General features: G+C 62.3%; 15 protein-coding genes. 11 read left to right on the top strand and 4 right to left on the bottom strand.

The window, feature by feature from the left end:
- The first annotated feature begins 66 nt into the window (after positions 1-66).
- From bamA to rnhB, 7 genes are read left to right on the top strand one after another with little or no spacing between them, the layout of a single operon-like run.
- Positions 67-2,427: an outer membrane protein assembly factor BamA gene (gene bamA / locus VMP31_RS04600; protein ID WP_325504540.1), complete on the top strand. Its 2,361-nt coding sequence runs from the start codon at positions 67-69 to the stop codon at positions 2,425-2,427.
- Between the two features lie 42 nt (positions 2,428-2,469).
- Positions 2,470-2,973, top strand: a complete 504-nt coding sequence (locus VMP31_RS04595; RefSeq protein WP_325504538.1) for an OmpH family outer membrane protein — start codon at positions 2,470-2,472, stop codon at positions 2,971-2,973.
- Between the two features lie 2 nt (positions 2,974-2,975).
- Positions 2,976-4,031: a UDP-3-O-(3-hydroxymyristoyl)glucosamine N-acyltransferase gene (lpxD, locus tag VMP31_RS04590; RefSeq protein ID WP_414705430.1), complete on the top strand. Its 1,056-nt coding sequence runs from the start codon at positions 2,976-2,978 to the stop codon at positions 4,029-4,031.
- 60 nt (positions 4,032-4,091) lie between these two features.
- The gene (gene fabZ / locus VMP31_RS04585) at positions 4,092-4,532 is read left to right on the top strand and encodes a 3-hydroxyacyl-ACP dehydratase FabZ (RefSeq protein WP_325504536.1); all 441 of its coding nucleotides are present in this window, start codon (positions 4,092-4,094) and stop codon (positions 4,530-4,532) included.
- Entirely contained in the window at positions 4,529-5,305 is a 777-nt protein-coding gene (gene lpxA, locus VMP31_RS04580) for an acyl-ACP--UDP-N-acetylglucosamine O-acyltransferase (RefSeq protein ID WP_325504534.1), read from the top strand. The genes fabZ and lpxA overlap by 4 nt, the downstream gene beginning before the upstream one ends.
- A 3-nt stretch (positions 5,306-5,308) precedes the next feature.
- Positions 5,309-6,442 carry a lipid-A-disaccharide synthase gene (lpxB, locus tag VMP31_RS04575; protein WP_325504532.1) on the top strand — a complete coding sequence of 378 codons (1,134 nt, stop codon included), beginning with the start codon at positions 5,309-5,311 and terminating at the stop codon, positions 6,440-6,442.
- Positions 6,442-7,041 (top strand): ribonuclease HII, encoded by a 600-nt coding sequence (rnhB, locus tag VMP31_RS04570; RefSeq protein WP_325504530.1) that lies wholly within the window; start codon positions 6,442-6,444, stop codon positions 7,039-7,041. Before lpxB ends, rnhB begins: the two co-directional genes overlap by 1 nt.
- A gap of 46 nt (positions 7,042-7,087) precedes the next feature.
- On the opposite strand, the gene VMP31_RS04565 is transcribed toward rnhB, so the two are convergent.
- Genes VMP31_RS04565 through wecB form a run of 4 tightly spaced genes read right to left on the bottom strand, consistent with a single transcriptional unit; the run spans position 7,088 to position 14,371 of the window.
- The gene (locus VMP31_RS04565) at positions 7,088-7,954 is read right to left on the bottom strand and encodes a DUF4434 domain-containing protein (protein ID WP_325504528.1); all 867 of its coding nucleotides are present in this window, start codon (positions 7,952-7,954) and stop codon (positions 7,088-7,090) included.
- A complete protein-coding gene (locus VMP31_RS04560; RefSeq protein WP_325504526.1) occupies positions 7,954-11,043 on the bottom strand; it encodes an NfrA family protein in 3,090 nt (1,029 codons plus the stop codon). The genes VMP31_RS04565 and VMP31_RS04560 overlap by 1 nt, the downstream gene beginning before the upstream one ends.
- Complete coding sequence (locus VMP31_RS04555) at positions 11,040-13,214, bottom strand: glycosyl transferase family protein (protein WP_325504523.1); 2,175 nt, start codon at positions 13,212-13,214, stop codon at positions 11,040-11,042. Before VMP31_RS04555 ends, VMP31_RS04560 begins: the two co-directional genes overlap by 4 nt.
- Positions 13,211-14,371 (bottom strand): non-hydrolyzing UDP-N-acetylglucosamine 2-epimerase, encoded by a 1,161-nt coding sequence (gene wecB, locus VMP31_RS04550; protein ID WP_325504521.1) that lies wholly within the window; start codon positions 14,369-14,371, stop codon positions 13,211-13,213. The genes VMP31_RS04555 and wecB overlap by 4 nt, the downstream gene beginning before the upstream one ends.
- A gap of 299 nt (positions 14,372-14,670) precedes the next feature.
- Here wecB and dnaE point away from each other — a divergent pair, with 299 nt between their 5' ends.
- From dnaE to VMP31_RS04530, 4 genes are all read left to right on the top strand, one after another.
- Positions 14,671-18,189: a DNA polymerase III subunit alpha gene (dnaE, locus tag VMP31_RS04545; protein ID WP_325504519.1), complete on the top strand. Its 3,519-nt coding sequence runs from the start codon at positions 14,671-14,673 to the stop codon at positions 18,187-18,189.
- A 160-nt stretch (positions 18,190-18,349) separates the two neighbouring features.
- Entirely contained in the window at positions 18,350-19,300 is a 951-nt protein-coding gene (locus VMP31_RS04540; protein ID WP_325504516.1) for an acetyl-CoA carboxylase carboxyl transferase subunit alpha, read from the top strand.
- A gap of 60 nt (positions 19,301-19,360) precedes the next feature.
- Positions 19,361-20,680, top strand: a complete 1,320-nt coding sequence (gene tilS, locus VMP31_RS04535) for a tRNA lysidine(34) synthetase TilS (protein WP_325504514.1) — start codon at positions 19,361-19,363, stop codon at positions 20,678-20,680.
- A 165-nt stretch (positions 20,681-20,845) separates the two neighbouring features.
- Positions 20,846-22,477, top strand: a complete 1,632-nt coding sequence (locus VMP31_RS04530) for a CTP synthase (RefSeq protein ID WP_325504512.1) — start codon at positions 20,846-20,848, stop codon at positions 22,475-22,477.
- Positions 22,478-22,481 lie beyond the last annotated feature (4 nt).

The following is a 22,481-nucleotide window of genomic DNA, read 5'->3' as shown; positions in this document are numbered from 1 at the left end:
TGAATTACAAATCTGTCGCACCTAGCGGCAGATTTTTTATTGTCAGTTGGAATAAGAAAGGACTTCATGAAACGTCTGCTGCTACCTGCGGTGCTTGCCGCACTGATGATCACCGAAGTTCACGCTGAGTCCTTCACCATTTCCGATATTCGCGTTACCGGCCTGCAGCGGGTTTCCGCAGGCAGCGTATTCGGAGCCTTGCCGCTGAATGTCGGTGGGGAAGCGGATGATCGTTCTCTGGTGGAAGCCACCCGGGAACTGTTCAAGACCGGCTTCTTTCAGGATATCCAACTGGGTCGCGACGGCAATGTGCTGGTGATCAGCGTGGTCGAGCGCCCTTCGATTTCCAGTATCGAAATCGATGGCAACAAGGCAATCAGCAGCGAAGACCTGCTTAAGGGCCTGAACCAGTCTGGCCTGGCCGAGGGCGAGATTTTCCAACGGGCAACCCTGGAAGGCGTGCGTAACGAACTGCAGCGTCAGTATGTGGCCCAGGGCCGCTACTCCGCCGAGATCGAAGCCGAAGTGATTCCGCAGCCGCGTAACCGCGTGGCGCTGAAGATCAATATCAACGAAGGCTCGGTCGCGGCTATCCAGCACATCAACGTGGTGGGTAACACTGTTTTCTCCGACGAGGACCTGATCGACCTGTTCGAGCTGAAGACCAGCAACTGGCTGTCCTTCTTCAAGAATGATGACAAGTATGCCCGTGAGAAGCTCTCCGGTGACCTGGAGCGCCTGCGTTCCTATTACCTGGATCGCGGCTATATCAATATGGATATCAGCTCGACCCAGGTGTCCATCACCCCGGACAAGAAGCACGTCTACGTCACCGTCAACGTCGACGAAGGCGAAAAATACAGCGTGCGTGACGTTACCCTCAGCGGTGACCTGAAGAATCTCGAAGATGACGTGCGCGCCTTGCTGCTGGTCAAGGAAGGGCAGGTGTTCTCGCGCAAAGTCATGACCACCACCTCCGAGCTGATCACCCGCCGCCTGGGTAACGAAGGCTATACCTTCGCCAACGTCAACGGTGTGCCGGTGGCCAACGACGACGGCACCGTGTCCATTACCTTTGTGGTTGATCCGGGCAAGCGCGCTTACGTCAATCGCATCAACTTCCGCGGCAACACCAAGTCGGAAGACTCGGTGCTGCGTCGTGAAATGCGCCAGATGGAAGGCGGCTGGGCTTCGACCTACCTGATCGATCAGTCCAAGGTACGCCTGGAGCGCCTTGGCTACTTCAAGGAAGTCAACGTCGAAACCCCGCAGGTGCCGGGTACCGATGACCAGATCGACGTCAACTACAGCGTTGAAGAGCAGGCTTCCGGCTCCATCACCGCCAGCGTCGGTTTTGCTCAGAATGCCGGCCTGATCCTGGGTGGTTCGATCAGCCAGAGCAACTTCCTGGGTACCGGTAACCGGGTCACCCTGGGCTTGAACCGCAGCGAATACCAGAGCAGCTACAACTTCGGCTTCGTCAATCCCTACTGGACGCCGGACGGTGTCAGCCTGGGTTACAACGCCTTCTTCCGTGAAACCGACTACGACGAGCTGAACACCGATGTGTCCAGCTATGCGGTGGACAGCTACGGTGCCGGCGTCAGCATCGGTTACCCGATCAGCGATACCTCGCGCCTGACCTATGGCCTGACTATTCAGAGCGACAGCATCAGCACCGGGGTTTATACCGTTGACGAAATCTTCGACTTTATGGAAGAAGAGGGCGACAGTTACCTGAACCTCAAGGCGTCGGTCGGCTGGTCCGAGTCGACCCTCAACCGCGGTGTGCTGGCCAACCGTGGCCACTCGCAGAGCCTGGTGTTTGAAACCACGGTGCCGGGCAGCGACCTGTCGTTCTTCAAGGTCGATTATCGCGGCCAGGTCTTCACCCCGTTGAGCGACACCTACACCTTGCGTCTGCACACTCAACTGGGCTACGGCGAAAGCTATGGCTCCACCAGCGAGTTGCCGTTCTACGAGAACTACTATGCCGGCGGCTTCGGTTCGGTGCGTGGCTTCAAGGACAACAGCCTGGGCCCGCGCAGTACGCCAAGTCGTGGTGAGGCTGTGACGGGCAATGAGGGCACCCAGAATGACCCCGATGATGATCCACTGCCGTTCGGTGGTAACGTACTGGTCCAGGGTGGCGTCGAACTGTTGTTCCCCATGCCCTTCGTCAAGGACCAGCGTTCGCTGCGTACCGCCTTGTTCTGGGATGTGGGTAATGTGTTCGACACCAGCTGCGGCGACACCCAGACCAGCTGCAACGGTATCGATGCAGGCGAGCTGGCCAGTTCCGTCGGCGTTGGCCTGACCTGGATTACCGCCCTGGGTCCCCTGAGTTTCAGCCTGGCCATGCCGATCGTCAAACCAGACGATGCCGATACCCAGGTTTTCCAGTTCTCTCTCGGTCAGACCTTCTAGGTCTGATCATCGAACACCCACAGTATTTGCAGGAGTTGCACCGTGCGTAAGTTGACTCAACTGGTTCTGTTAAGCGTTGCCCTGCTGGCAACCCCGGCCTTTGCCCAGATGAAAGTGGCAGTATTGAATTATCAGATGGCCCTGCTCGAATCCGACGCGGCCAAACGTTATGCAGTGGATGCCGAGAAGAAGTTCGGCCCGCAGCTGAACAAGCTGAAAACCCTGGAAAGCGATGCCAAGCGCATTCAGGACCGTCTGGTCAAAGATGGCGAGAAGATGCAGACCGCCGAGCGTGAGCGTCTGGAGCTTGAATTCAAGCAGAAAGCCCGTGACTTCCAGTTCCAGTCCAAGGAGCTGAACGAAGCCAAAGCCGTTGCCGACCGCGAGATGCTCAAGAAGCTCAAGCCGAATCTGGACAAGGCCGTGGAAGAAGTGATCAAGAAAGGCAGCTTCGACCTGGTGCTGGAGCGCGGTGCGGTGATTGATGTCAAACCTCAGTTCGACATCACCCGTCAGGTTATCGAGCGCATGAATCAGCTGCGCTGATCATGAGTGCGACCTATACCCTCGGCCAATTGGCCGAGCGGCTGGGAGCCACTGTCAGTGGCTCGGCCGATATTCTGATCGCGGGCCTGGCCACCTTGCAGGAAGCCGGGCCCGATCAGTTGAGCTTTTTGGCCAATCCGCAGTACCGCAAGTTTCTCAATGATTGTCGCGCCGCTGCGGTGCTGCTGACCGCCGCCGATGCCGCTGGCTATGCCGGCAATGCCTTGGTCGTGGTCAATCCCTACCTGGCCTATGCCCAGCTTTCCCACCTGTTCGATCGCAAACCCCTGGCCTTGCCAGGGGTGCATCCGACAGCCGTGGTCGCGGCTGACGCACGGGTCGATGGCAGCGCCAGTATTGGTGCCTTTGCGGTGGTCGAGAGTGGCGCGCAGATCGCCGCAGGCGTGACGGTCGGTCCCCATTGCGTAGTCGGCGCGCGCGCCTCGATCGGCGAGGGCGGCTGGCTAGCCCCGCGCGTGACCCTGTATCACGATGTGCATATCGGCAAGCGGGTGGTGATTCAGTCGGGCGCAGTCATCGGCGGCGAAGGCTTCGGCTTTGCCAACGAGAAGGGCGTCTGGCAGAAGATTGCCCAGATCGGTGGTGTGAGCATTGGCGATGATGTCGAAATCGGGGCCAATACCACCATCGACCGCGGCGCTTTGGCCGACACCCTGATCGGCAATGGGGTCAAGCTGGACAACCAGATCATGATCGCGCACAACGTGCAGGTCGGTGACAACACCGCCATGGCCGGTTGTGTGGGCATCTCCGGTAGTACCAAGATCGGCAAGAACTGCATGATCGCCGGTGGCGTGGGCATGGTCGGGCATATCGAGGTCTGCGATGGCGTGTTCGTCACCGGCATGACCATGGTCACCCGTTCGATCACCGAGCCGGGCTCCTATTCTTCCGGTACTGCCATGCAGCCGGCCGCCGAGTGGCGCAAGAGCGCTGCGCGTATCAGGCAGCTGGATGACATGGCGCGTCGCCTGCAACAAATGGAAAAGCAGCTGGCCGCCGTGACCTCAGGCGCAGACTTTTCATCTGATGCCTGAGCCGGCGCTTGCCGGCTTCTTCTTAATTACAGGCTTCTTCTCTTACAGGCTTCTCTGGAAATGATGGACATCAACGAAATTCGCGAATACCTGCCGCATCGTTACCCTTTCCTGTTAGTGGATCGGGTGGCGGAGCTGGATGTAGAAGGCAAGTGCATTCGTGCCTATAAGAATGTCAGCATCAATGAGCCGTTTTTCAACGGGCATTTTCCTGAGCATCCAATCATGCCGGGCGTGCTGATCATCGAGGCCATGGCCCAGGCCGCCGGTATCCTCGGCTTCAAAATGATGAATGTGAAGCCTTCCGATGGCACCCTGTATTACTTTGTCGGCTCGGACAAGCTACGCTTTCGCCATCCGGTAGTGCCGGGCGATCAGCTGATCCTTGAAGCCCGCTACCTGAGCAGCAAGCGCAGCATCTGGAAGTTCCAGTGCAAGGCCAGTGTCGACGGCAAAGAAGTCTGTTCGGCTGAAATCATCTGTGCGGAACGCAAACTATGAGTTTGATTGACCCTCGCGCCATTATTGATCCCAGTGCCAAGCTGGCCGACGACGTGGTCGTCGGCCCTTGGTCGATTATCGGGCCTGATGTGGAAATTGGTGAGGGTACCGTGCTTGGGCCTAATGTGATCATCAAAGGGCCAACCAGAATTGGTAAGCACAACCGCGTCTATCAGTTTTCCTCGCTGGGCGAGGATACCCCTGACCGCAAGTACAAGGGGGAGCCGACGCGCCTGGTGATTGGCGATCACAATATCATTCGCGAAGGTGTGACCATGCACCGGGGCACCATCCAGGATCGTGACGAAACCACCGTGGGCGACCACAACCTGATCATGGCCTATGCCCATGTCGGCCATGACAGCGTGATCGGCAACCATTGCATCCTGGTCAACAATGTCGCGTTGGCCGGCCATGTACATATCGCCGACTGGGCGATCCTGTCCGGTTACACCCTGGTGCATCAGTTCTGCCATATCGGCGCGCACAGCTTCGCCGCCATGGGCAGTGCAATCGGCAAGGATGTGCCGGCCTATGTCACGGTTTCCGGCAACCCGGCCGGGGCACGCAGCATGAACTTCGAAGGCCTGCGCCGCCGCGGCTTCAGTGTTGAAGCCATCGCCGCCCTGCGCCGCGCCTACAAGACGGTGTATCGCCAGGGCCTGACCATCGAGGCGGCATTGGCCGAGCTGGCCGAGCCTGCCCAGCAATTTCCTGAAGTCGCGGTGTTCCGCGACTCTATCCTGGCTTCCCAACGCGGCATTACCCGCTAACCCATGGCGGCTCTAATGCGTGTCGCGCTGGTGGCTGGCGAGGCTTCCGGCGATATTCTCGGTGCCGGGTTGATACAGGCGCTCAAGGCCCGCTATCCCCAGGTCGAATTTATCGGCGTCGGTGGCCCGCTAATGCAGGCCCAGGGCCTGAATCCCTATTTCCCCATGGAACGCCTTTCGGTAATGGGCCTGGTCGAGGTGCTGGGGCGCTTGCCCGAGTTGCTGGCGCGTCGACGCAAGTTGGTCAAGACCCTGATCGCGGCCAAGCCCGATGTGTTTATCGGCATCGATGCGCCGGATTTCAATCTGGGCCTTGAGCTCAAGCTGCGCCGTGCCGGGATCAAGACCGTGCACTACGTCAGCCCTTCGGTCTGGGCCTGGCGGCAGAAGCGCGTGCTGAAGATCCGCGAAGCCTGCGACCTGATGCTCTGCCTGTTTCCGTTTGAGGCGCAGTTCTACGATGCGCACCAGGTGCCGGTGCGCTTTGTCGGTCACCCCCTGGCTGATACGATTCCGGTCATGGCCGACCGCGCCGCTGCGCGCGAGACGCTCGACCTGCCCCAGGACGGGGCCGTGGTGGCCTTGCTGCCGGGCAGTCGTGGCGGCGAAGTGGCGCGCCTGGGTAGCCTGTTTCTCGATGCGGCGGTGCGTTTGCGCACCCTGCGTCCGGGTATTCGTTTCGTTCTGCCCTGCGCCAGCCCTCAGCGGCGGGTGGAGCTGGAGCAGATGCTGGTGGGTCGCGATCTACCGTTGATTCTGCTCGATGGCCGCTCCCACGAGGCCCTGGCGGCCTGCGACGCGGTACTGATCGCCTCGGGCACGGCGACCCTGGAAGCGCTGCTGTACAAGCGGCCAATGGTGGTGGCCTACAAGGTTGCGCCCATGACCTACCGGATTCTCAAGCGTCTGGTCACCAGCGACTACATTTCCCTGCCCAACCTGCTGGCCGAGCGTTTGCTGGTGCCCGAGATGATTCAGGATGCGGCCACCCCGGAAGCCCTGGCGCAGCTGCTGGCACCGCTGCTCAATGGCGGTGAGGTGCAGACCGAGGGCTTCGATGTGATTCACCGGGCCCTGCGCCGCGATGCTTCGGTGCAGGCCGCCGAGGCCGTGCTGCAGTTGCTGGGGCGCAACTGATGCAACTAGGGCTGGATTTCACCCTGGTGCAGGAACTGGTGGCCGGGGTCGATGAGGTCGGTCGTGGCCCGTTGTGCGGCGCGGTGGTGACGGCGGCGGTGATTCTCGATCCGTTGCGGCCGATCCTTGGCCTCAACGACTCGAAGAAACTCAGCGAGGCGCGCCGCGAAAAACTCTTCGACGAAATCCGCGAAAAGGCCCTGGCCTGGTGCATCGCCCGTGCCGAAGTGGAAGAAATCGACCGCTTGAATATCCTCCACGCCACCATGCTGGCCATGCAGCGAGCGGTGGAAGGCTTGAGCATCACGCCCAGGCTGGCGCTGATCGACGGCAATCGCTGCCCCGTCCTGCAGGTGCCCAGCGCCGCAGTGGTCAAGGGCGATAGCCAGGTGCCGGCGATTGCCGCTGCCTCGATCCTGGCCAAGGTCAGCCGCGATCGGGAAATGCAGCAGCTCGATGCGCAGTATCCCGGCTACGGCATTGCCGGGCATAAGGGCTATCCCACCCCGGTGCATTTGGAAGCCTTGCGCCGTCTGGGCCCGACACCGATTCATCGGCGCTCCTTTGCTCCGGTGCGGGCGTTGCTGACGCAAAGCTGAGCAGCCGCCAGCGCGCTACGGTTTCACACTCTTTTTGGGCTCCCTGCTAGCGCAGCAACGGGCTGGGTGATTGCAAACCATAGTGGATGTCGTACAGCGTCTGGGCCCAGGGTCTGTAGCGCAGTTCGAATACGGCTGTGGAGTGGCAGGGCGGCCAGGCACTCGGCGAGCCGGGTACGGCCATAAAGGGTTCCCCCTCGGCGCTGACCTGACGAAACGCCTCGCGAATGATCCCTACCTTGCACGGCAGTGCGCTGACATAGGCCAGCCGCACCAGGGGCGACAGTGCCCCGGTGCCAACGCCGTCCTGCCACCAGAGGGTCAGACCGACGCGGGCCAGGCTGTCCAGCCAGCCCGCGTAAATGTTGGGCGGCAGAAAGCCGCCGCTGAAGGCGCTCATGTGCAGCGGGCGACCCAGCTGGGCGGCAAAGCCGATCAGCTGCTGTTGCAGGACTTCGCGCCGGGCCATATCGCGAAAGTTCCAGTCGTCCAGCTCCATGGGCAGGTACCAGCCCGTGACGGGGATTTGCCACTCCTGCTCCAGCAGCTGGCGTTGCTCCAGGGATAGCGCCAGCTGCTGTTGCCAGTACTGGGCAAAGTCCGGGTGCTCGGCTAGTTGCTGGTAGAACTGCGGGTCGTAATGCAGGCCCAGGATCAGTTTCAGCCCCTGACCCTGGGCCTCGCGCAGGGAGCTCGCCAGCCAGCCCTGAGCCCCACCAAACTCCTCATCGCCGAAGCGCGTCCACTGCACAATCAGGGTCTTGACGCCTTTTTTCGCCGTGTCGCGCCAGATATCGCGCCACTGTTCCTGGCTCAAGGCCGCATCGACATTCAGCGGCTGATAAAACAGGCGACCATCCGCCTGGGCAAGCAAGGGGCTAAGCAGTAGCAGGGCCAACAGCAGGGATTTCATTAGAAATTCCACTCCAGTGCGCTCAACCAGCCGTTCTCCCCTCCGTACAGGGTGCCACCGAGGGCTTGTTGATATTCGAGGCGCATGGATAAGCGCCCACGGTAGGCAGTGTAGCGGTCATCGTGAGACCACAACTGCCAACGTACTCCCAGGCCCGCGCGCAGGTCCTCGCGCCAGTCGTCGGTCTCCTGGCTGGTGAGCTGCAGCATGGCGTAGGGCATCAGTGTCTGGGCCCCGGCAAACGGCAGCTTGTAAGCACGGCCCTGTTGGTAGCGTGCCAGCAACTGGTGCTCACCGCGCTTGGTCCACCAGGCCGCATCCAGGTACAGGGAGCGCTCGTTCCAATTGCTTTGGTCGGTGCGCCAGTCATTGCGGTATTCGCCCTGGTCGAGCAGCGAGGCACTGGCGCGCAGCAGGAAGTCGACATCGACGCCCTCGTCACGGGACTGGCCTGCTTGGCTCTTCAGCTGACCTTCGCTATACAGCTCGCCATAGAGGTTGAGATTCAGCTCGCCGAATGGCTTGTAGCGCAGGCCGATGCCGGTGCCCAGGGTTTCGCCGTAACGGTTGCGGCTACCGCTTCCCAGCAGGGCGCGACCGTACACCGACAGGCTGCGTCCGGCTGTGCTGGGCTCCTCACCGAGGGCGTGATCCCAGCTGGCAACCTGGATGTTTTCCGCCGATGAACCGGCGCTGGCACCGCTGCCGGCGACCCCGACGGGCGACCAGGTACTGGCCAGGGTAATGCTGTTGCGCCGGGACAACGCCTCGTTGGCACGGCGCTGGCGGTAACGGCGTTTTTCCAGGTCGATACTTTCGGCATCCGGGCTGCCCTGCGCCAGGGCTGGCATGCCACGTTCCTCTAGCAGGGTGCTTTCCAGGTCGATGGCGCGGCGCAGCTGCGCGCGCGCGGCGGCGCTGTCGCCGGCTTCGTTATGACGCATGGCCAGGGTTTCGGCCAACAGGTAGTCCTTGGGATAGTCCTGAATGGCCTGCTGAAGCAGGGGGATGGATTGCTCGCGTTGCCCCGGCTCGGCAGCCACTGCCATCCGCATGGCGTAATCGGCGCGGTAGCGTGGCTCTTCGGGTGCCAGGCGCACGGCCTCGCGTAGCCACTCCAGGCTCTGATCCGGTTCGTCGGCCGCCGAAGCGATGACCGCGGCTGTGTAGTACTGCTCGGCCACAGGTTCCTGGGCCAAGGCCAGACGCTGGCGTTGCAGGGCCAGCTTTGGCTGCTTCTGTGCCATGGCAATGGCCGCTCCCAGGCTCCAGGCTGCGGCGCTGTCCGCCTCAGCGCTGTGCCAGCGATCCTGGGCAATCGCCAGTTGGTCGGCCGCCAGGGCGCTGCGGGCTGCGGCCAGGCGCGCGTCGTTATCCAGTTTGGCGGTGGGGTAGGCTTGCCATATAAGGTGCGCGGCGGCCGGGTCGCCCGCGGCATCCAGGGCATAGGCCAGCGGTTGACGGCTGGCCGAGTCGCCCAGCTCGACGGCGCGGCGGTAATGGGCTGCGGCCTCGGCGGGACGTTCCGGCTGCGCGCAGCTGGCCAGAGCGCGCAGCTGCCCGAATTCCTGGGGCTGTTGCCCGGCATTGCGCTGCACCGTAGCGCAGCCACCGTTCTCCGCCAGACGGGCAAGCAGCAAGCCACGGGTGTCGGCGTTTACCTGGTTGAGCAAGGGTTCGACCTGAGTCGCCGTTATGGCCGTCTGTTGCCCGGCATACAGCTCGGCCAGGCGCTGCTGGGCGCTGGCGGGCAGGGCGGTGCCACGCTGCTGGGCGCGTTCTAGCAGGTTCTGCGCCCGTTGTGGCTCGCCTAGGCCCAGCCAGAGAAAACTGGCCTGATCCAGGGCCTGGGTGCTGCCGTTGCGCTCGTAGAGTTGTTCCCAGAGTTGCGCGGCGTTGCGCTGCTGGCCCAGGCGCTGGCGGATCATGGCCTGTTGCTGCAGCACATGGGCATCCTGGGGTTGCGCGGCGAGCCAGTCCAGGACCTGCTCGTTTTTGCCCTGGGCCAGCCATTGGTTGAGCAGGATGGCGCGGCGTTGCTGTTCCCAGGGCTCTGCCAGGCGTTGCGCGGCCAGGGCTTCGGTGGCTTGCAGGCGTTGGGCCAGGGTCAGCCATTGCTGCGGGTTGCTCTCGGCCGGGCACTGCTTGAACTTGGCCAGTGCTGCCGGCCGGTCATGCCGGCTCAGCCAGTCGACCGTTTCCAGGCAGGGGTACTGCAGTTCCTCGCCAAGGCTCACCACCAGGGCGCTGTCGCGACTCTGGCGAGCCAGTTCCCACAGGCTCTGCCGCTGGGCGTCGTCCAGAGCGGCTTCGCCCTGTTGCTCCAGCAGCCAGGCTTTGGCTGCTTCGGTACGGTTCTGCGCAATCGCCCGTTCGCCGGCCAGACGCCGCAATGCGGCCGCCGCCTCGGTGGTTGGTGCAGAGGTCAGCAGGTGCCGCAGCGCGGCATCGTCCTGTTGCTGGGCATAGGCCTGGCCCAGGCGGGCCCAGTCCTCTTCGGTCAAACGGTTGTTTTGCTGCAGAGGGGCCAGTTGGCTGATCACCTCGGGCCAGTTGCCGAGTTTTTCCGCCGAGGTCGCACGCCAGCGGCGCAGGGTTTCGTCCTCGTCTCCCGGCACTTGCAGCATCCAGCGCAGCGCCGCGGCGTCGCCCTGGCGTTCGGCCAGGGCCAGGCCGTAGGCCTGCCACAGCCGCTGACGCTCGGGGGCGGCGCTGTCCTGCAGCCAGGTTTCCACCACTTCGGCAGCGGGAGGGTGCTGAGTAATCCAGGCCTGGCGCAGTTCGAACAGGGCGTGCAGCCCTTCCGGCGTACCGGTCAGGGTCTCGGTTTCGCGTGCGGCCTCGGCATAGCGTTGCTGCTGGGTCAGCGCCTGCACCAGCAGACCACGGGCCTCAAGATGTTGAGGGACGCGCTCCAGCGCATGGCGCATCAGGCGCTCGACTTCGCTCCAGTCGTTCTGCTTGGCTGCCCGGTAGCCTTTGTCGAGGTAGGGGAAGGTGCGGAACGTTTCGAACTCGCTGAGTGGCTGGGCAAAGGCATTGGGGGCCAGGCCGGTCAGCAGTGACAGCGTCAATATATAGGGTTTCATGCCAGCCTCTTAAGCAGCTCATAGGCTGTGTTCTGTTCGACCTGCTGTTCGTGCAGGGCTTGTTCCATGGTTTGTCGGCTGATCAGTCCGCGCTCGATCAAGTGTTCGCCCAGGGAGTCATTGGCCGGGTCGAAATCCATCAGCGCCTGGCTCAGCAGACTGGGGGGCAGATGGCCGTATTCCTGAATCAGATCGCCCAGCAGCACCTGATGGCGGCAAACCTGCTCCATCAGCTCGGCGTCTTCGTGGCGCTCGGCCAGAAACGCCAATACCGTGCGCTCCTGCTCGCCGAGGTTGGTATTGCCATACCAGTGGCGCAGGCCGAGGGTCACGCGGCCCTGGGGGGCCAGGCAGCAGCGGACCGGGCGCTTCAACTGTCGGCTGATAACGCCCAGAGAAACTTCGCTGGGGGCCCGCTCGCTGGCCAGAATCAGCACCTTGCCATCCACGCCAATCGGCAGCACCGAGTAGCGCAGGGCCAGGCGCGCCGGCAGGGCGTCGATCAACCGTGGGTCGAGGGTAAAGGGATCCAGCGGTGCCCATTCCAGGTCCGCCTGCTCGGCCAGTACCTGGGTCAGTTGCGAACTGTCGATCAGCCCGCGCACCAGCAGTTCTCGGCCCAGCAGACGGCGACGCGGTGCCACCACGACCTCTTCGAGCTGGGCCTTGCTCAGCGCTCCGATCTCGACCAGACGCAAGCCGATGGGCTGGCGTCGCGGGTTGCCCATTGCCGGGAATTCGTGGGTGGTCTTGTCCCAGGCTACGCGTCGTGAGTCGCCCATTTGCAGCACCTGGCGAATGGCCCGGACATTGGCCAGAAAGTTGACCAGGTTGCTCCACATCATCCGCGGTGCGGACAACAGACCCTGGCCGACGCCGTAATACAGGTTGACGAAGTAGAAGCGCTGAAACAGCCGATTGAGCAGCAGCAGGCCGTTGATCCACAGCAGGACCTTGAGGGTCGGGCTGTTACCCAGCAGCGAGGGGAAGTGCCAGGCGTTAGGAAAGTACGAGGCGCTCAACCACAGCCCCAGCAGTATCAGGAACAGGGCGTTGACCAGCATGCCGAGCAGGTTGGCCAGCGCTCCGCGGCGATCGCGCCAGAGGAAGTAGTTGAGCTTCCAGTCCTTGCTCCAGCCCAGGGTGCGGGTGCCCTGGAAGACGATGCCGACTATCCAGCGCGACTTCTGGCGGATGGCATAGCCCAGCGAACGCGGAAAATGCTCGCGCACGCAGATCACTCGGCTCGAGCGTGGCGACACGCCCCAGCTCAGCTCGCGCAGCGGTGCCAGTGAGGGGTCGGTGACGTGGTAGCGGGCGAAGATGCAGTTCATGCCCTTTTGCTTGAGGCGAAAGCCGATGTCGTAGTCTTCGGTCAGGCTCTGGACGTCGAAGGCCACGCCGTCACCTTCTTCCAGCAGCGCGGTGATCGCCCGGCGGCTAAAGCAGGTGCCGACCCCGGCGCTCGGTACCTGGCCGATCAGGGCCTCGCGTACCACTACGTCCTTGCCGTGGTATTCGGCAAATTCGTCAACGTAATGCCCGGCGGTAAAGCCATTCCAGTCCGGCGCGTAGGGGTAGACCGGGATCTGGATCAGGTCCTTGCGCGGCAGCAGGAAGTTGAACAGGCGCAGTTCCATGGGCGAGACCACGTCTTCGGCGTCATGCAGGATAAAGCCGGCAAACTGCACCCGTGCACTGGCCTCGAAGCCGAGGATGGCATCGATCACGTTGTTCAGGCAGTCGGCCTTGCTGGTCGGCCCGGGGCGGGCGCAGACCACCTGGTGCACGTTCTGGTACTGCTGGCACACGGCCTCGACGTCGGCCTGGGTCTCAGGGTCGTTGGGGTAGGTGCCGACAAAGATCTGGTAGTTTTCGTAGTCCAGGGTCGAGGCGGCCAGGCGCGCCATCTCCCCGACCACGCCGACTTCCTGCCAGGCCGGGATCATGATGGCCAGGGGTTGTTCGGCGACGCTGTAGAGCAGCTCCTCGTCGGCCCGTGGTTCCCGGCGGTAGATACCCAGGCGGCGCTTGACCAAGCGACCCCAGTAGACCAGGTCGATAAACAGGTCATCGAGGCCCAGCAGCAGCATCAGCCAGGCAAGGGAAAAGACCAGCCATTTGATGCCATAGAAGAGGTAAGCGGAGAAGTCGACCAGGGCAAAGTTCATTGTCCTGCCACCACTGTCGAACGTTCGGCCAACCAGCGCTCGATACGGGCAACGATACGCGCGCTGGCTTCGCCATCGCCGTAGGGGTTATGGGCGTGACACATCTGGGCATAGGCCGCAGGGTCGTCCAGCAGGCGCGACGTTTCTGCGACAATGCTCGACTCCAGGGTGCCGACCAGACGCACCGTGCCGGCATCCACCGCTTCGGGGCGCTCGGTGTTCTTACGCAGCACCAGCACTGGCTTGCCCAAGGAAGGTGCTTCTTCCTGTACGCCGCCGGAGTCGGTGAGGATCAAGGTGGCGCGGTCCATCAGCCAGACGAAGTGCTGATAGTCCAGTGGGTCTATCAGGCGCACGTTGGGCTTGCCGTCCAGCACGCTGTACACGGCGTCCTGCACCTGCGGGTTGAGGTGCACGGGGTAGACGAAATACACCTCGGGATAGCGCTCGGCCAATTGCGCCAGGGCGCGGCAAATGCGTTCGAAACCCTTGCCGAAATTCTCGCGGCGATGGCCGGTGATCAGGACCACCCGCGCCGTTTCGGGCAACTGGCGCAGGGCCGAATCGGCGGCGGGCTGCCAGGCGGTGCGATGGATCTGCTCGCTCATCCAGAGCAGGGCGTCGATCACGGTGTTGCCGGTGACCTCGACACTCTCGGCGGGTACGCCTTCAGCCAGCAGGTTGTCGCAGGAACGCTGGGTGGGCGCGAAATGCAGGTCGGCGAGCACCCCGGTCATGCGTCGGTTGGCCTCTTCCGGCCAGGGCGAACGCAGGTTGCCGGTGCGCAGACCGGCCTCGATATGCGCCACGGGGATATGTCGATGGAAGGCCGCCAGGGTGGCGACGAAGCTGGTGGTGGTGTCGCCATGCACCAATACCAGGTCGGGGTGAAAGGTTTCATAGGCCTGGTCAAGGCCGGCGAGCAACTGCTGGGAGAGACCGTTGAGGGTTTGCCCCTGGCTCATCACCGCCAGGTCCTGCTCGACCTCAAGGCCAAAGGTCTGCAGTACCTGATGCAGCATTTCACGGTGCTGTCCGGTGACGCAGATGTGAAGGTCGATATTGGCTGTTTGGCGCAAAGCTTGCGCCAGCGGTGCCATCTTGATGGCCTCCGGACGCGTGCCGAAAACCATCATTACGCTGTGCTTCGTCTCCATGTTGCTGCCTACCGCTAACTCACCGAATGGCCACAATGGACAGGGGAGTGTGACGTACGTTCCATATTTTGATATCAAAATGCCTTGTTTTTGACTTTGCCCAATGAAATGGGCGGTGCTGGTCAAATTTATGACTCTCTTCTGCGCTGATTCGGCTTTATTTCGGTCTTGTGGGCAATCTGCCGGGGGATGCGGCATTAGCAGCGGATGCGAAACTTCTCGTCTGCGGCTTGGAGCTTGCCGTGGCGAAGGCTGTACAATCCCCGCCTTGTCGTTTTTGTGTTTGATATAGGACTGCCATGACTGCTTCGTTCGTCCACCTGCGTCTGCATACCGAGTTTTCCCTGGTCGACGGTCTGGTGCGGGTCAAGCCGCTGGTCAAGGCAGTGGCGGCAGCCGGCATGCCGGCGGTGGCGGTCACCGATATGAGCAATATGTGCTCGCTGGTGAAGTTCTATAAGGCCGCCATGGGCGGCGGCATCAAGCCGATCTGCGGGGCCGATATCTGGCTGGCCAGTGCCGAGGAAGACGGCCCGCTTTCGCGTTTGACCCTGCTGGCGATGAACCCCAAGGGCTATCGCAATCTCACTGAGCTGGTCTCGCGCGGCTGGAGCGAAGGGCAGAGCAACGACCTGGTGATTATCCAGCGCGACTGGGTCAAGGCCGCCGCCGAGGGGCTGATTGCCCTGTCCGGGGCCAAGGAGGGCGAGGTCGGTCATGCCCTGCTCAATGACGAGCCGGCGCTGGCCGAAGCCCTGCTGCGCGAGTGGATGGAGGTGTTCCCCGAACGCTTCTATCTGGAGCTGCAGCGCACCAACCGGGTCAATGACGAAGAACATCTGCACCTGGCCGTGGCGCTGGCCGACAAGCTCGGCGCGCCGCTGGTGGCGACCAACGATGTGCGCTTTCTCAAGCAGGACGACTTCGCCGCCCACGAGACCCGCGTGTGCATCGGCGAAGGCCGCAGCCTGGATGACCCGCGCCGGCCGCGCACCTATTCCGATCAGCAGTACCTGAAGACCCCGGAAGAAATGGCCGAGCTGTTCAGCGACCTGCCGGAAGCTCTGGAAAACACCCTCGAGATCGCCAAGCGCTGCAATATCGAAGTGCAGCTGGGCAAGTACTTCCTCCCGGATTTCCCGGTGCCGGCCGGCATGACCATGGACGAGTATTTCCGTCAGGTCTCCTTCGACGGCCTCGACGAGCGCCTGGAAGTGCTGCTGCCCAAGGACACCCCGGATTACGCCGCGAAGAAGCAGGTGTATATCGACCGGCTGAATTTCGAGCTGGATATCATCATCCAGATGGGCTTCCCCGGTTACTTCCTGATCGTGATGGACTTTATCAAGTGGGCGAAGAACAACGGCGTGCCGGTCGGCCCTGGCCGGGGGTCGGGTGCCGGTTCGCTGGTGGCCTACGTACAGAAGATCACCGACCTCGACCCGCTGGCCTATGACCTGCTGTTCGAGCGCTTCCTCAACCCGGAACGGGTCTCCATGCCCGACTTCGACGTCGACTTCTGCATGGACGGCCGTGATCGGGTGATCGATTACGTGGCCGAGAAGTACGGGCGCAACGCGGTAAGCCAGATCATCACGTTCGGCACCATGGCGGCCAAGGCGGTGGTGCGCGACGTGGCGCGGGCCCAGGGCAAGTCCTACGGCCTGGCCGACCGCCTGTCGAAGATGATTCCGTTCGAAGTCGGCATGACCCTGGAAAAAGCCTACGAGATGGAGGAGCCGCTGCGCGACTTCCTCAAGGTCGACGAAGACGCCCGGGAAATCTGGGAAATGTCGCTCAAGCTCGAAGGCATTTGCCGCGGTACTGGCAAGCACGCTGGTGGCGTGGTTATCGCCCCGACCAAACTTACCGACTTCTCGCCGATTGCCTGCGACGACGAGGGCGGCGGCCTGGTAACCCAGTTCGACAAGGATGACGTGGAGTCTGCCGGCCTGGTCAAGTTCGACTTCCTCGGCCTGCGCACCCTGACCATCATCAAATGGGCGATGGAGACGATCAACCGCGAACAGGCCAAGCAGGGCCTGCCTGATCTGAATATCGACTTTATCCCGCTGGACGACAAACCGACGTTCAGCATGCTGCAGAAGGCCGAGACCACTGCGGTGTTCCAGCTTGAATCGCGCGGCATGAAGGAGCTGATCAAGAAGCTCAAGCCGGACTGCCTGGAAGACATGATCGCCCTGGTGGCGCTGTTCCGCCCCGGCCCGCTGCAGTCGGGCATGGTGGACGACTTTATCAACCGTAAACACGGTCGCGAGCCGATTTCCTATCCGCACCAGGACTACCAGTACGCAGGTCTGGAGCCGGTGCTGAAGCCCACCTATGGCATCATCCTGTACCAGGAACAGGTGATGCAGATCGCCCAGGTGATGGCCGGTTACACCCTTGGTGGGGCGGATATGCTGCGCCGCGCCATGGGTAAGAAGAAGCCTGAGGAGATGGCCAAGCAGCGCGGCGGCTTTATCGAAGGCTGCGCCAATAACGGCATTGATGCAAATCTTGCGGGCAACATCTTCGATCTGGTGGAGAAATTCGCCGGTTACGGCTTTAACAAATCCCACTCCGCGGCCTATGGCCTGGTTTCCTATCAGACCGCCTGGTTGAAGGCCCACCACCCGGCCGCCTTTATGGCCGCGGTGCTCTCGGCGGATATGCACAACACCGACAAGGTGGTCACCCTGATCGAGGAATGCCGCAGCATGAAGCTGCGCCTCGATGCGCCGGATGTGAACATCTCCGAGTTCAAATTTACGGTCAACGACGGCGGCTGGATCGTCTACGGCCTGGGTGCGATCAAGGGCGTGGGCGAGGGGCCGGTGGAGGCTATCGTCGAAGCGCGCCAGGAGGGGCCGTTCAAGGATCTGTTCGATTTCTGCTCGCGGGTCGACCTCAAACGCATCAACAAGCGCACCCTCGAAGCACTGATCCGCAGCGGCGCGCTGGATCGCCTGGGGCCGCATTTCCATGAAGAGCTGAAAGCCTACAAGGCCAATATCGACCGCAACCGTGGGGTGCTGATGGCGGCCATGGAAGAGGCGGTACAGGCGGCCGAGCAGACCGCACGCAGCCACGACAGCGGTCATATGGACCTGTTTGGCGGGGTCTTCGCCGATGCCGAAGCGGATGTCTACCTCAACCACCTGCGTGCCCGTGAGCTGACGCTCAAGGAGCGTCTCAAAGGCGAGAAGGACACCCTGGGCCTGTACCTCACCGGCCACCCGATCGACGAATACGAGGGTGAGGTGCGCCGCTTTGCCCGTCAGCGCATCGTCGATCTCAAGCCAGCCCGTGGCGATCAGACGGTCGCCGGCCTGGTGATCAACCTGCGGGTGATGAAGAACAAGAAGGGCGACAAAATGGGCTTTATCACCCTCGATGACCGCTCCGGGCGGATCGAGGCCTCGCTGTTTGCCGAAGCTTTCAACAGCGCCCAGGCTCTGCTGCAGACCGATGCTCTGGTGGTGGTGGAAGGCGAGGTGAGCAACGACGACTTCTCCGGCGGCCTGCGCCTGCGTGCCAAGCGGGTGATGAGCCTGGAAGACGCGCGTACCGGGCTGGCTGACAGCCTGCGTTTGCGGGTTGCCAGCGAGGCGCTGAAGGGCGACCGGCTGCGCTGGCTGGCCGAGCTCTGCGGGCGTCATCGCGGGGCCTGCCCGATCACCGTCGACTACAGTGGTGCGGATGCCAAGGCTCAGTTGCAGTTTGGCGAGAGCTGGCGGATCGAGCCGGCAGACAGCCTGATTCAGACATTGCGTGACCAGTTCGGCCGCGACAACGTCTTTTTGCACTACCGCTGATTTGTGGGGCCCTGGCCCCGCTTGTCAGTGGCGATACCGCTGAGGTGCTGCCGATTTCTGTGCAGCCGGTGTCGACCTGAATGCGCCTGCTGCTATAAGGTAGGGCGCGAAACGGATACAGCTCCCCGGCCACTTGGCCGTCGACGCAAGACGGATGACTATGAACCCGAATTTTCTCGATTTCGAACAGCCGATCGCCGACCTGCAAGCCAAGATCGAAGAGCTTCGCCTGGTCGGTAGCGACAACTCGATCAATATCAGCGACGAGATTGCGCGTCTGCAGGACAAGAGCAACTCTCTGACCGAAAGCATTTTCGGCAATCTGACCAGCTGGCAGATCGCCAAGCTGGCGCGTCATCCGCGCCGTCCCTACACCCTGGATTACCTGCAGCACATCTTCACCGAGTTCGACGAACTGCACGGTGATCGGCATTTCTCCGATGATCCGGCGATTGTCGGCGGTGTAGCGCGCCTGGATGGCGAGCCGGTGATGGTCATCGGCCACCAGAAGGGCCGCGAAGTCCGCGAGAAGGTCCGCCGCAACTTCGGCATGCCGCGCCCTGAGGGCTATCGCAAGGCTTGCCGCCTGATGGAGATGGCCGAGCGTTTCCAGATGCCGATCCTGACCTTTATCGACACCCCGGGTGCCTATCCGGGTATCGACGCCGAAGAGCGTGGGCAGAGCGAGGCGATTGCCTGGAACCTGCGGGTGATGGCGCGGCTGAAAACCCCGATCATCGCCACCGTAATTGGCGAGGGTGGTTCCGGCGGTGCATTGGCTATCGGCGTATGCGATCAGCTGAACATGCTGCAGTACTCCACCTATTCGGTGATCTCGCCGGAGGGCTGTGCCTCGATTCTGTGGAAGACCGCCGACAAGGCACCCGATGCGGCCGAGGCCATGGGCATTACCGCCGAGCGCCTGAAGGGCCTGGGCATTGTCGATCAGGTGATCGGCGAGCCACTCGGCGGTGCCCACAATGACCCGGCCGCTGCCGCGGAATCGGTGCGTCAGGCGCTGCGGGGCCAGTTGGACAACCTGAAGACCTTCGATACTGAGGCGCTGCTCAAGCGTCGCTACGATCGTCTGATGAGCTACGGGATTGCCTGATTGCTCTGTAGCTGCGCATACAACGGGCCTTCGGGCCCGTTGTTGTTTTAAGCTTGGCCGATGACTCCTGTGCATATTCGTCTGCGTGATGCCCTGCAGCCCTGGCGTAATGCCCCGAGCTGGTGTGTTGCCCTGTCCGGCGGCCTGGATTCGACGGTGCTGCTGCATCTGCTGGCTAGCCTGGCGCAGCGCGAGGCGTTGCCGCCACTTTCCGCTATTCATATTCATCACGGCCTGCAGGCTGCGGCCGATGCCTGGCCGGCGCATTGCCGTGAGTTGTGTGCGGCCTTGTCCGTGCCGTTGCAGGTGGAGCATGTGCAGGTGGCTCTGGGGGCCAGCCTTGAACAGGCGGCTCGCGATGCTCGCTACGCGGCCTTTGCTGCTCGCCTGGGTGCCGGCGAGGTGCTACTGACTGCGCAGCATCGCGATGATCAGGCCGAAACCCTGTTGTTCCGCCTGCTGCGTGGTGCCGGAGTGCAGGGTTTGTCGGCGATGCCGGCGAGTCGTGCGCTGGGCGCGGGGCGGCTGGTTCGGCCGCTGCTCAACTGCTCGCGCGATGAGCTGTTGGCCTATGCCGGCGAGCACGGATTGGCCTGGGTGGAGGATCCGTCAAATACCGATGAACGCTTCTCGCGCAATTACCTGCGTCGTCAGGTGATGCCTGCGTTGCTTAGTCGCTGGCCGCAGGCCTCGGCGAATATGGCGCGCAGCGCTGCGTACCTGAGCGAGGCGGGGCAGTTGCTCGATGAGCTGGCGCAGCAAGACGTAGCTGCCGCCGAAGTGCCGGGCGAGTTTGCCTGGCTGCGCCTGCCAAACCTGGCATTGCCTACGCTGCGCCATCTGAGTGAGCCGCGCCAGCGTAATGCCCTGCGTTATTGGCTGCGCCCGCTGACGGCGATGCCCGATAGCGAACACTGGGCCGGCTGGCAGGCGCTGCGTGATGCGGCAGTGGATGCTGCGCCAGTCTGGAAGCTGGCGGCGGGGGAGTTGCGCCGCAGTGATGAGCGTCTGTGGTGGTTGGCCGGTGACTGGCTACGTTCGCCAACGCTGGCCAGTGTTGCGGTTCAAGGTAACCAGCAGGTGGCATTGCCTGGGAATGGTTTGGTGCGCATTGACGGCACCTTGCCGGCGGGTAATTGGCAGCTGGGGTATCGCCAGGGCGGCGATCAGATTTTCTTGCCGGGGCGTGGGCATCGTGATCTCAAGCGCCTGTTCAATGAACTGCGCGTACCGGCTTTTGTCCGCGACCGCCTGCCGTTGCTGCGTCTGGATAACCAAGTGGTGGCAATCGCCAACCTGGCGGGTGTGCAGGGGGCGGCTGACGCTAGTTGGCAATTGCATTGGCAGCCGCCGGGGAGTGATCAAGGTTTGAGCTGCTAAGCCCTTTCCGGTAGACTACGCTCCCGTCTTACTAGAGCTTTTGTTGACTCCCCTTGGGAATCGGCAGGGCTAGCTAATTGCACTGTATTGCAATTGGTCGCTTCGGTATTCCTTCGCTTTCCCCGGCGGCACTGACCGCTTAAACGCAGACTTCTAGGGTTTTTCATGACGCGCTACATATTCGTCACGGGTGGTGTTGTTTCTTCATTGGGGAAAGGCATCGCCTCGGCTTCATTGGCGGCTATCCTGGAGGCGCGGGGCCTGAAGGTCACCATGCTCAAGCTGGATCCCTATATCAACGTCGATCCGGGCACCATGAGCCCGTTCCAGCACGGTGAGGTGTTCGTCACCCACGACGGCGCTGAGACCGACCTCGATCTGGGCCACTATGAGCGGTTTATCCGCACCACCATGACCCAGAACAACAACTTCACCACCGGCCGCGTCTATGAAGACGTGCTGCGCCGCGAGCGCCGTGGTGATTACCTGGGCGCGACCATTCAGGTCATTCCGCATATCACCGACGAGATCAAGCGCCGCATCATCAAAGGTGCTGGCGACGCTGACGTGGCCATGGTTGAAATCGGCGGTACGGTGGGCGACATCGAGTCGCAGCCGTTCCTCGAAGCCATCCGCCAGCTGCGTGTCGAAGTAGGTGCCAAGCGCGCCATGCTGATGCACCTGACTCTGGTGCCCTATATCGCCACCGCTGGCGAAACCAAGACCAAGCCGACCCAGCATTCGGTGAAAGAGCTGCGCTCCATCGGCCTGCAGCCGGACGTGCTGATCTGCCGCTCCGACCACCCGATCGACATCTCCTCGCGGCGCAAAATCGCGCTGTTCACCAACGTTGAAGAGCGTGCGGTGATTTCCCTGGAAGACGTCGACACCATCTACAAGATCCCAGGCGTGCTGCATGCTCAGGGCCTGGATGATTTCGTCGTCGAGCGCTTCGGTCTGGAGTGCGGCGGTGCCGATCTGTCCGAGTGGGACCGTGTCGTTGATGCCAAGCTCAACCCGGAGCATGAAGTCACCATCGCCATGGTCGGCAAATACATGGAGCTGCTGGACGCCTACAAGTCGCTGATCGAAGCGATGAGCCATGCCGGCATCCAGAACCGCACCAAGGTCAATCTGCGTTATATCGACTCCGAAGACATCGAGAACAAAGGCACTGCGCTGCTCGAAGGCGTCGACGCCATTCTGGTACCGGGCGGCTTCGGTCTGCGCGGCGTGGAAGGCAAGATCAAGACCGTGCAGTACGCTCGTGAGAACAAGATTCCCTACCTGGGTATCTGCCTCGGCATGCAGGTGGCGGTTATCGAGTTCGCCCGCAATGTGCTGGGCTGGAGCGATGCCAACTCCACCGAATTCGACACCACCAGCCAGCATCCAGTGGTCGGTTTGATCACCGAATGGCAGGACGCTACCGGCGTGACCGAGCAGCGTACCGACGCCTCCGATCTGGGCGGCACCATGCGCCTTGGTGCCCAGGATTGCCAGCTGCTGGCCGGCTCGCAGGTGCATCAGTGCTACGGCAAGGATGTAATCGTCGAGCGTCATCGTCATCGCTATGAAGTGAACAACAACCTGTTGCCGCAGCTGATCGAAGCCGGTCTCAAGATCACCGGCCGCTCCGGTGACGGCGCGCTGGTTGAAGTGGTGGAGTCACCGGATCATCCGTGGTTCGTGGCCTGCCAGTTCCACCCCGAGTTCACCTCGACTCCGCGCGACGGCCACCCATTGTTCAGCGGTTTCGTTAGCGCCGCCCTGGCGCAACACGCGAAGAAGGCATAAGGAT

It is taken from the genome of Pseudomonas sp. (assembly GCF_035512415.1).
Lineage (GTDB): Bacteria > Pseudomonadota > Gammaproteobacteria > Pseudomonadales > Pseudomonadaceae > Aquipseudomonas.
The sequence above is the reverse complement of the archived record's forward strand: the minus strand, read 5'-3'. Positions and strand labels throughout refer to the sequence as shown.

Coding starts and splice junctions, on each gene's coding strand:
- bamA (WP_325504540.1), top strand. CDS start 67: ATGAAACGTCTGCTGCTACCTGCGGTGCTTGCCGCACTGATGATCACC.
- lpxD (WP_414705430.1), top strand. CDS start 2,976: ATGAGTGCGACCTATACCCTCGGCCAATTGGCCGAGCGGCTGGGAGCC.
- fabZ (WP_325504536.1), top strand. CDS start 4,092: ATGATGGACATCAACGAAATTCGCGAATACCTGCCGCATCGTTACCCT.
- lpxA (WP_325504534.1), top strand. CDS start 4,529: ATGAGTTTGATTGACCCTCGCGCCATTATTGATCCCAGTGCCAAGCTG.
- lpxB (WP_325504532.1), top strand. CDS start 5,309: ATGGCGGCTCTAATGCGTGTCGCGCTGGTGGCTGGCGAGGCTTCCGGC.
- rnhB (WP_325504530.1), top strand. CDS start 6,442: ATGCAACTAGGGCTGGATTTCACCCTGGTGCAGGAACTGGTGGCCGGG.
- VMP31_RS04565 (WP_325504528.1), bottom strand. CDS start 7,954: ATGAAATCCCTGCTGTTGGCCCTGCTACTGCTTAGCCCCTTGCTTGCC.
- VMP31_RS04560 (WP_325504526.1), bottom strand. CDS start 11,043: ATGAAACCCTATATATTGACGCTGTCACTGCTGACCGGCCTGGCCCCC.
- VMP31_RS04555 (WP_325504523.1), bottom strand. CDS start 13,214: ATGAACTTTGCCCTGGTCGACTTCTCCGCTTACCTCTTCTATGGCATC.
- wecB (WP_325504521.1), bottom strand. CDS start 14,371: ATGGAGACGAAGCACAGCGTAATGATGGTTTTCGGCACGCGTCCGGAG.
- dnaE (WP_325504519.1), top strand. CDS start 14,671: ATGACTGCTTCGTTCGTCCACCTGCGTCTGCATACCGAGTTTTCCCTG.
- VMP31_RS04540 (WP_325504516.1), top strand. CDS start 18,350: ATGAACCCGAATTTTCTCGATTTCGAACAGCCGATCGCCGACCTGCAA.
- tilS (WP_325504514.1), top strand. CDS start 19,361: ATGACTCCTGTGCATATTCGTCTGCGTGATGCCCTGCAGCCCTGGCGT.
- VMP31_RS04530 (WP_325504512.1), top strand. CDS start 20,846: ATGACGCGCTACATATTCGTCACGGGTGGTGTTGTTTCTTCATTGGGG.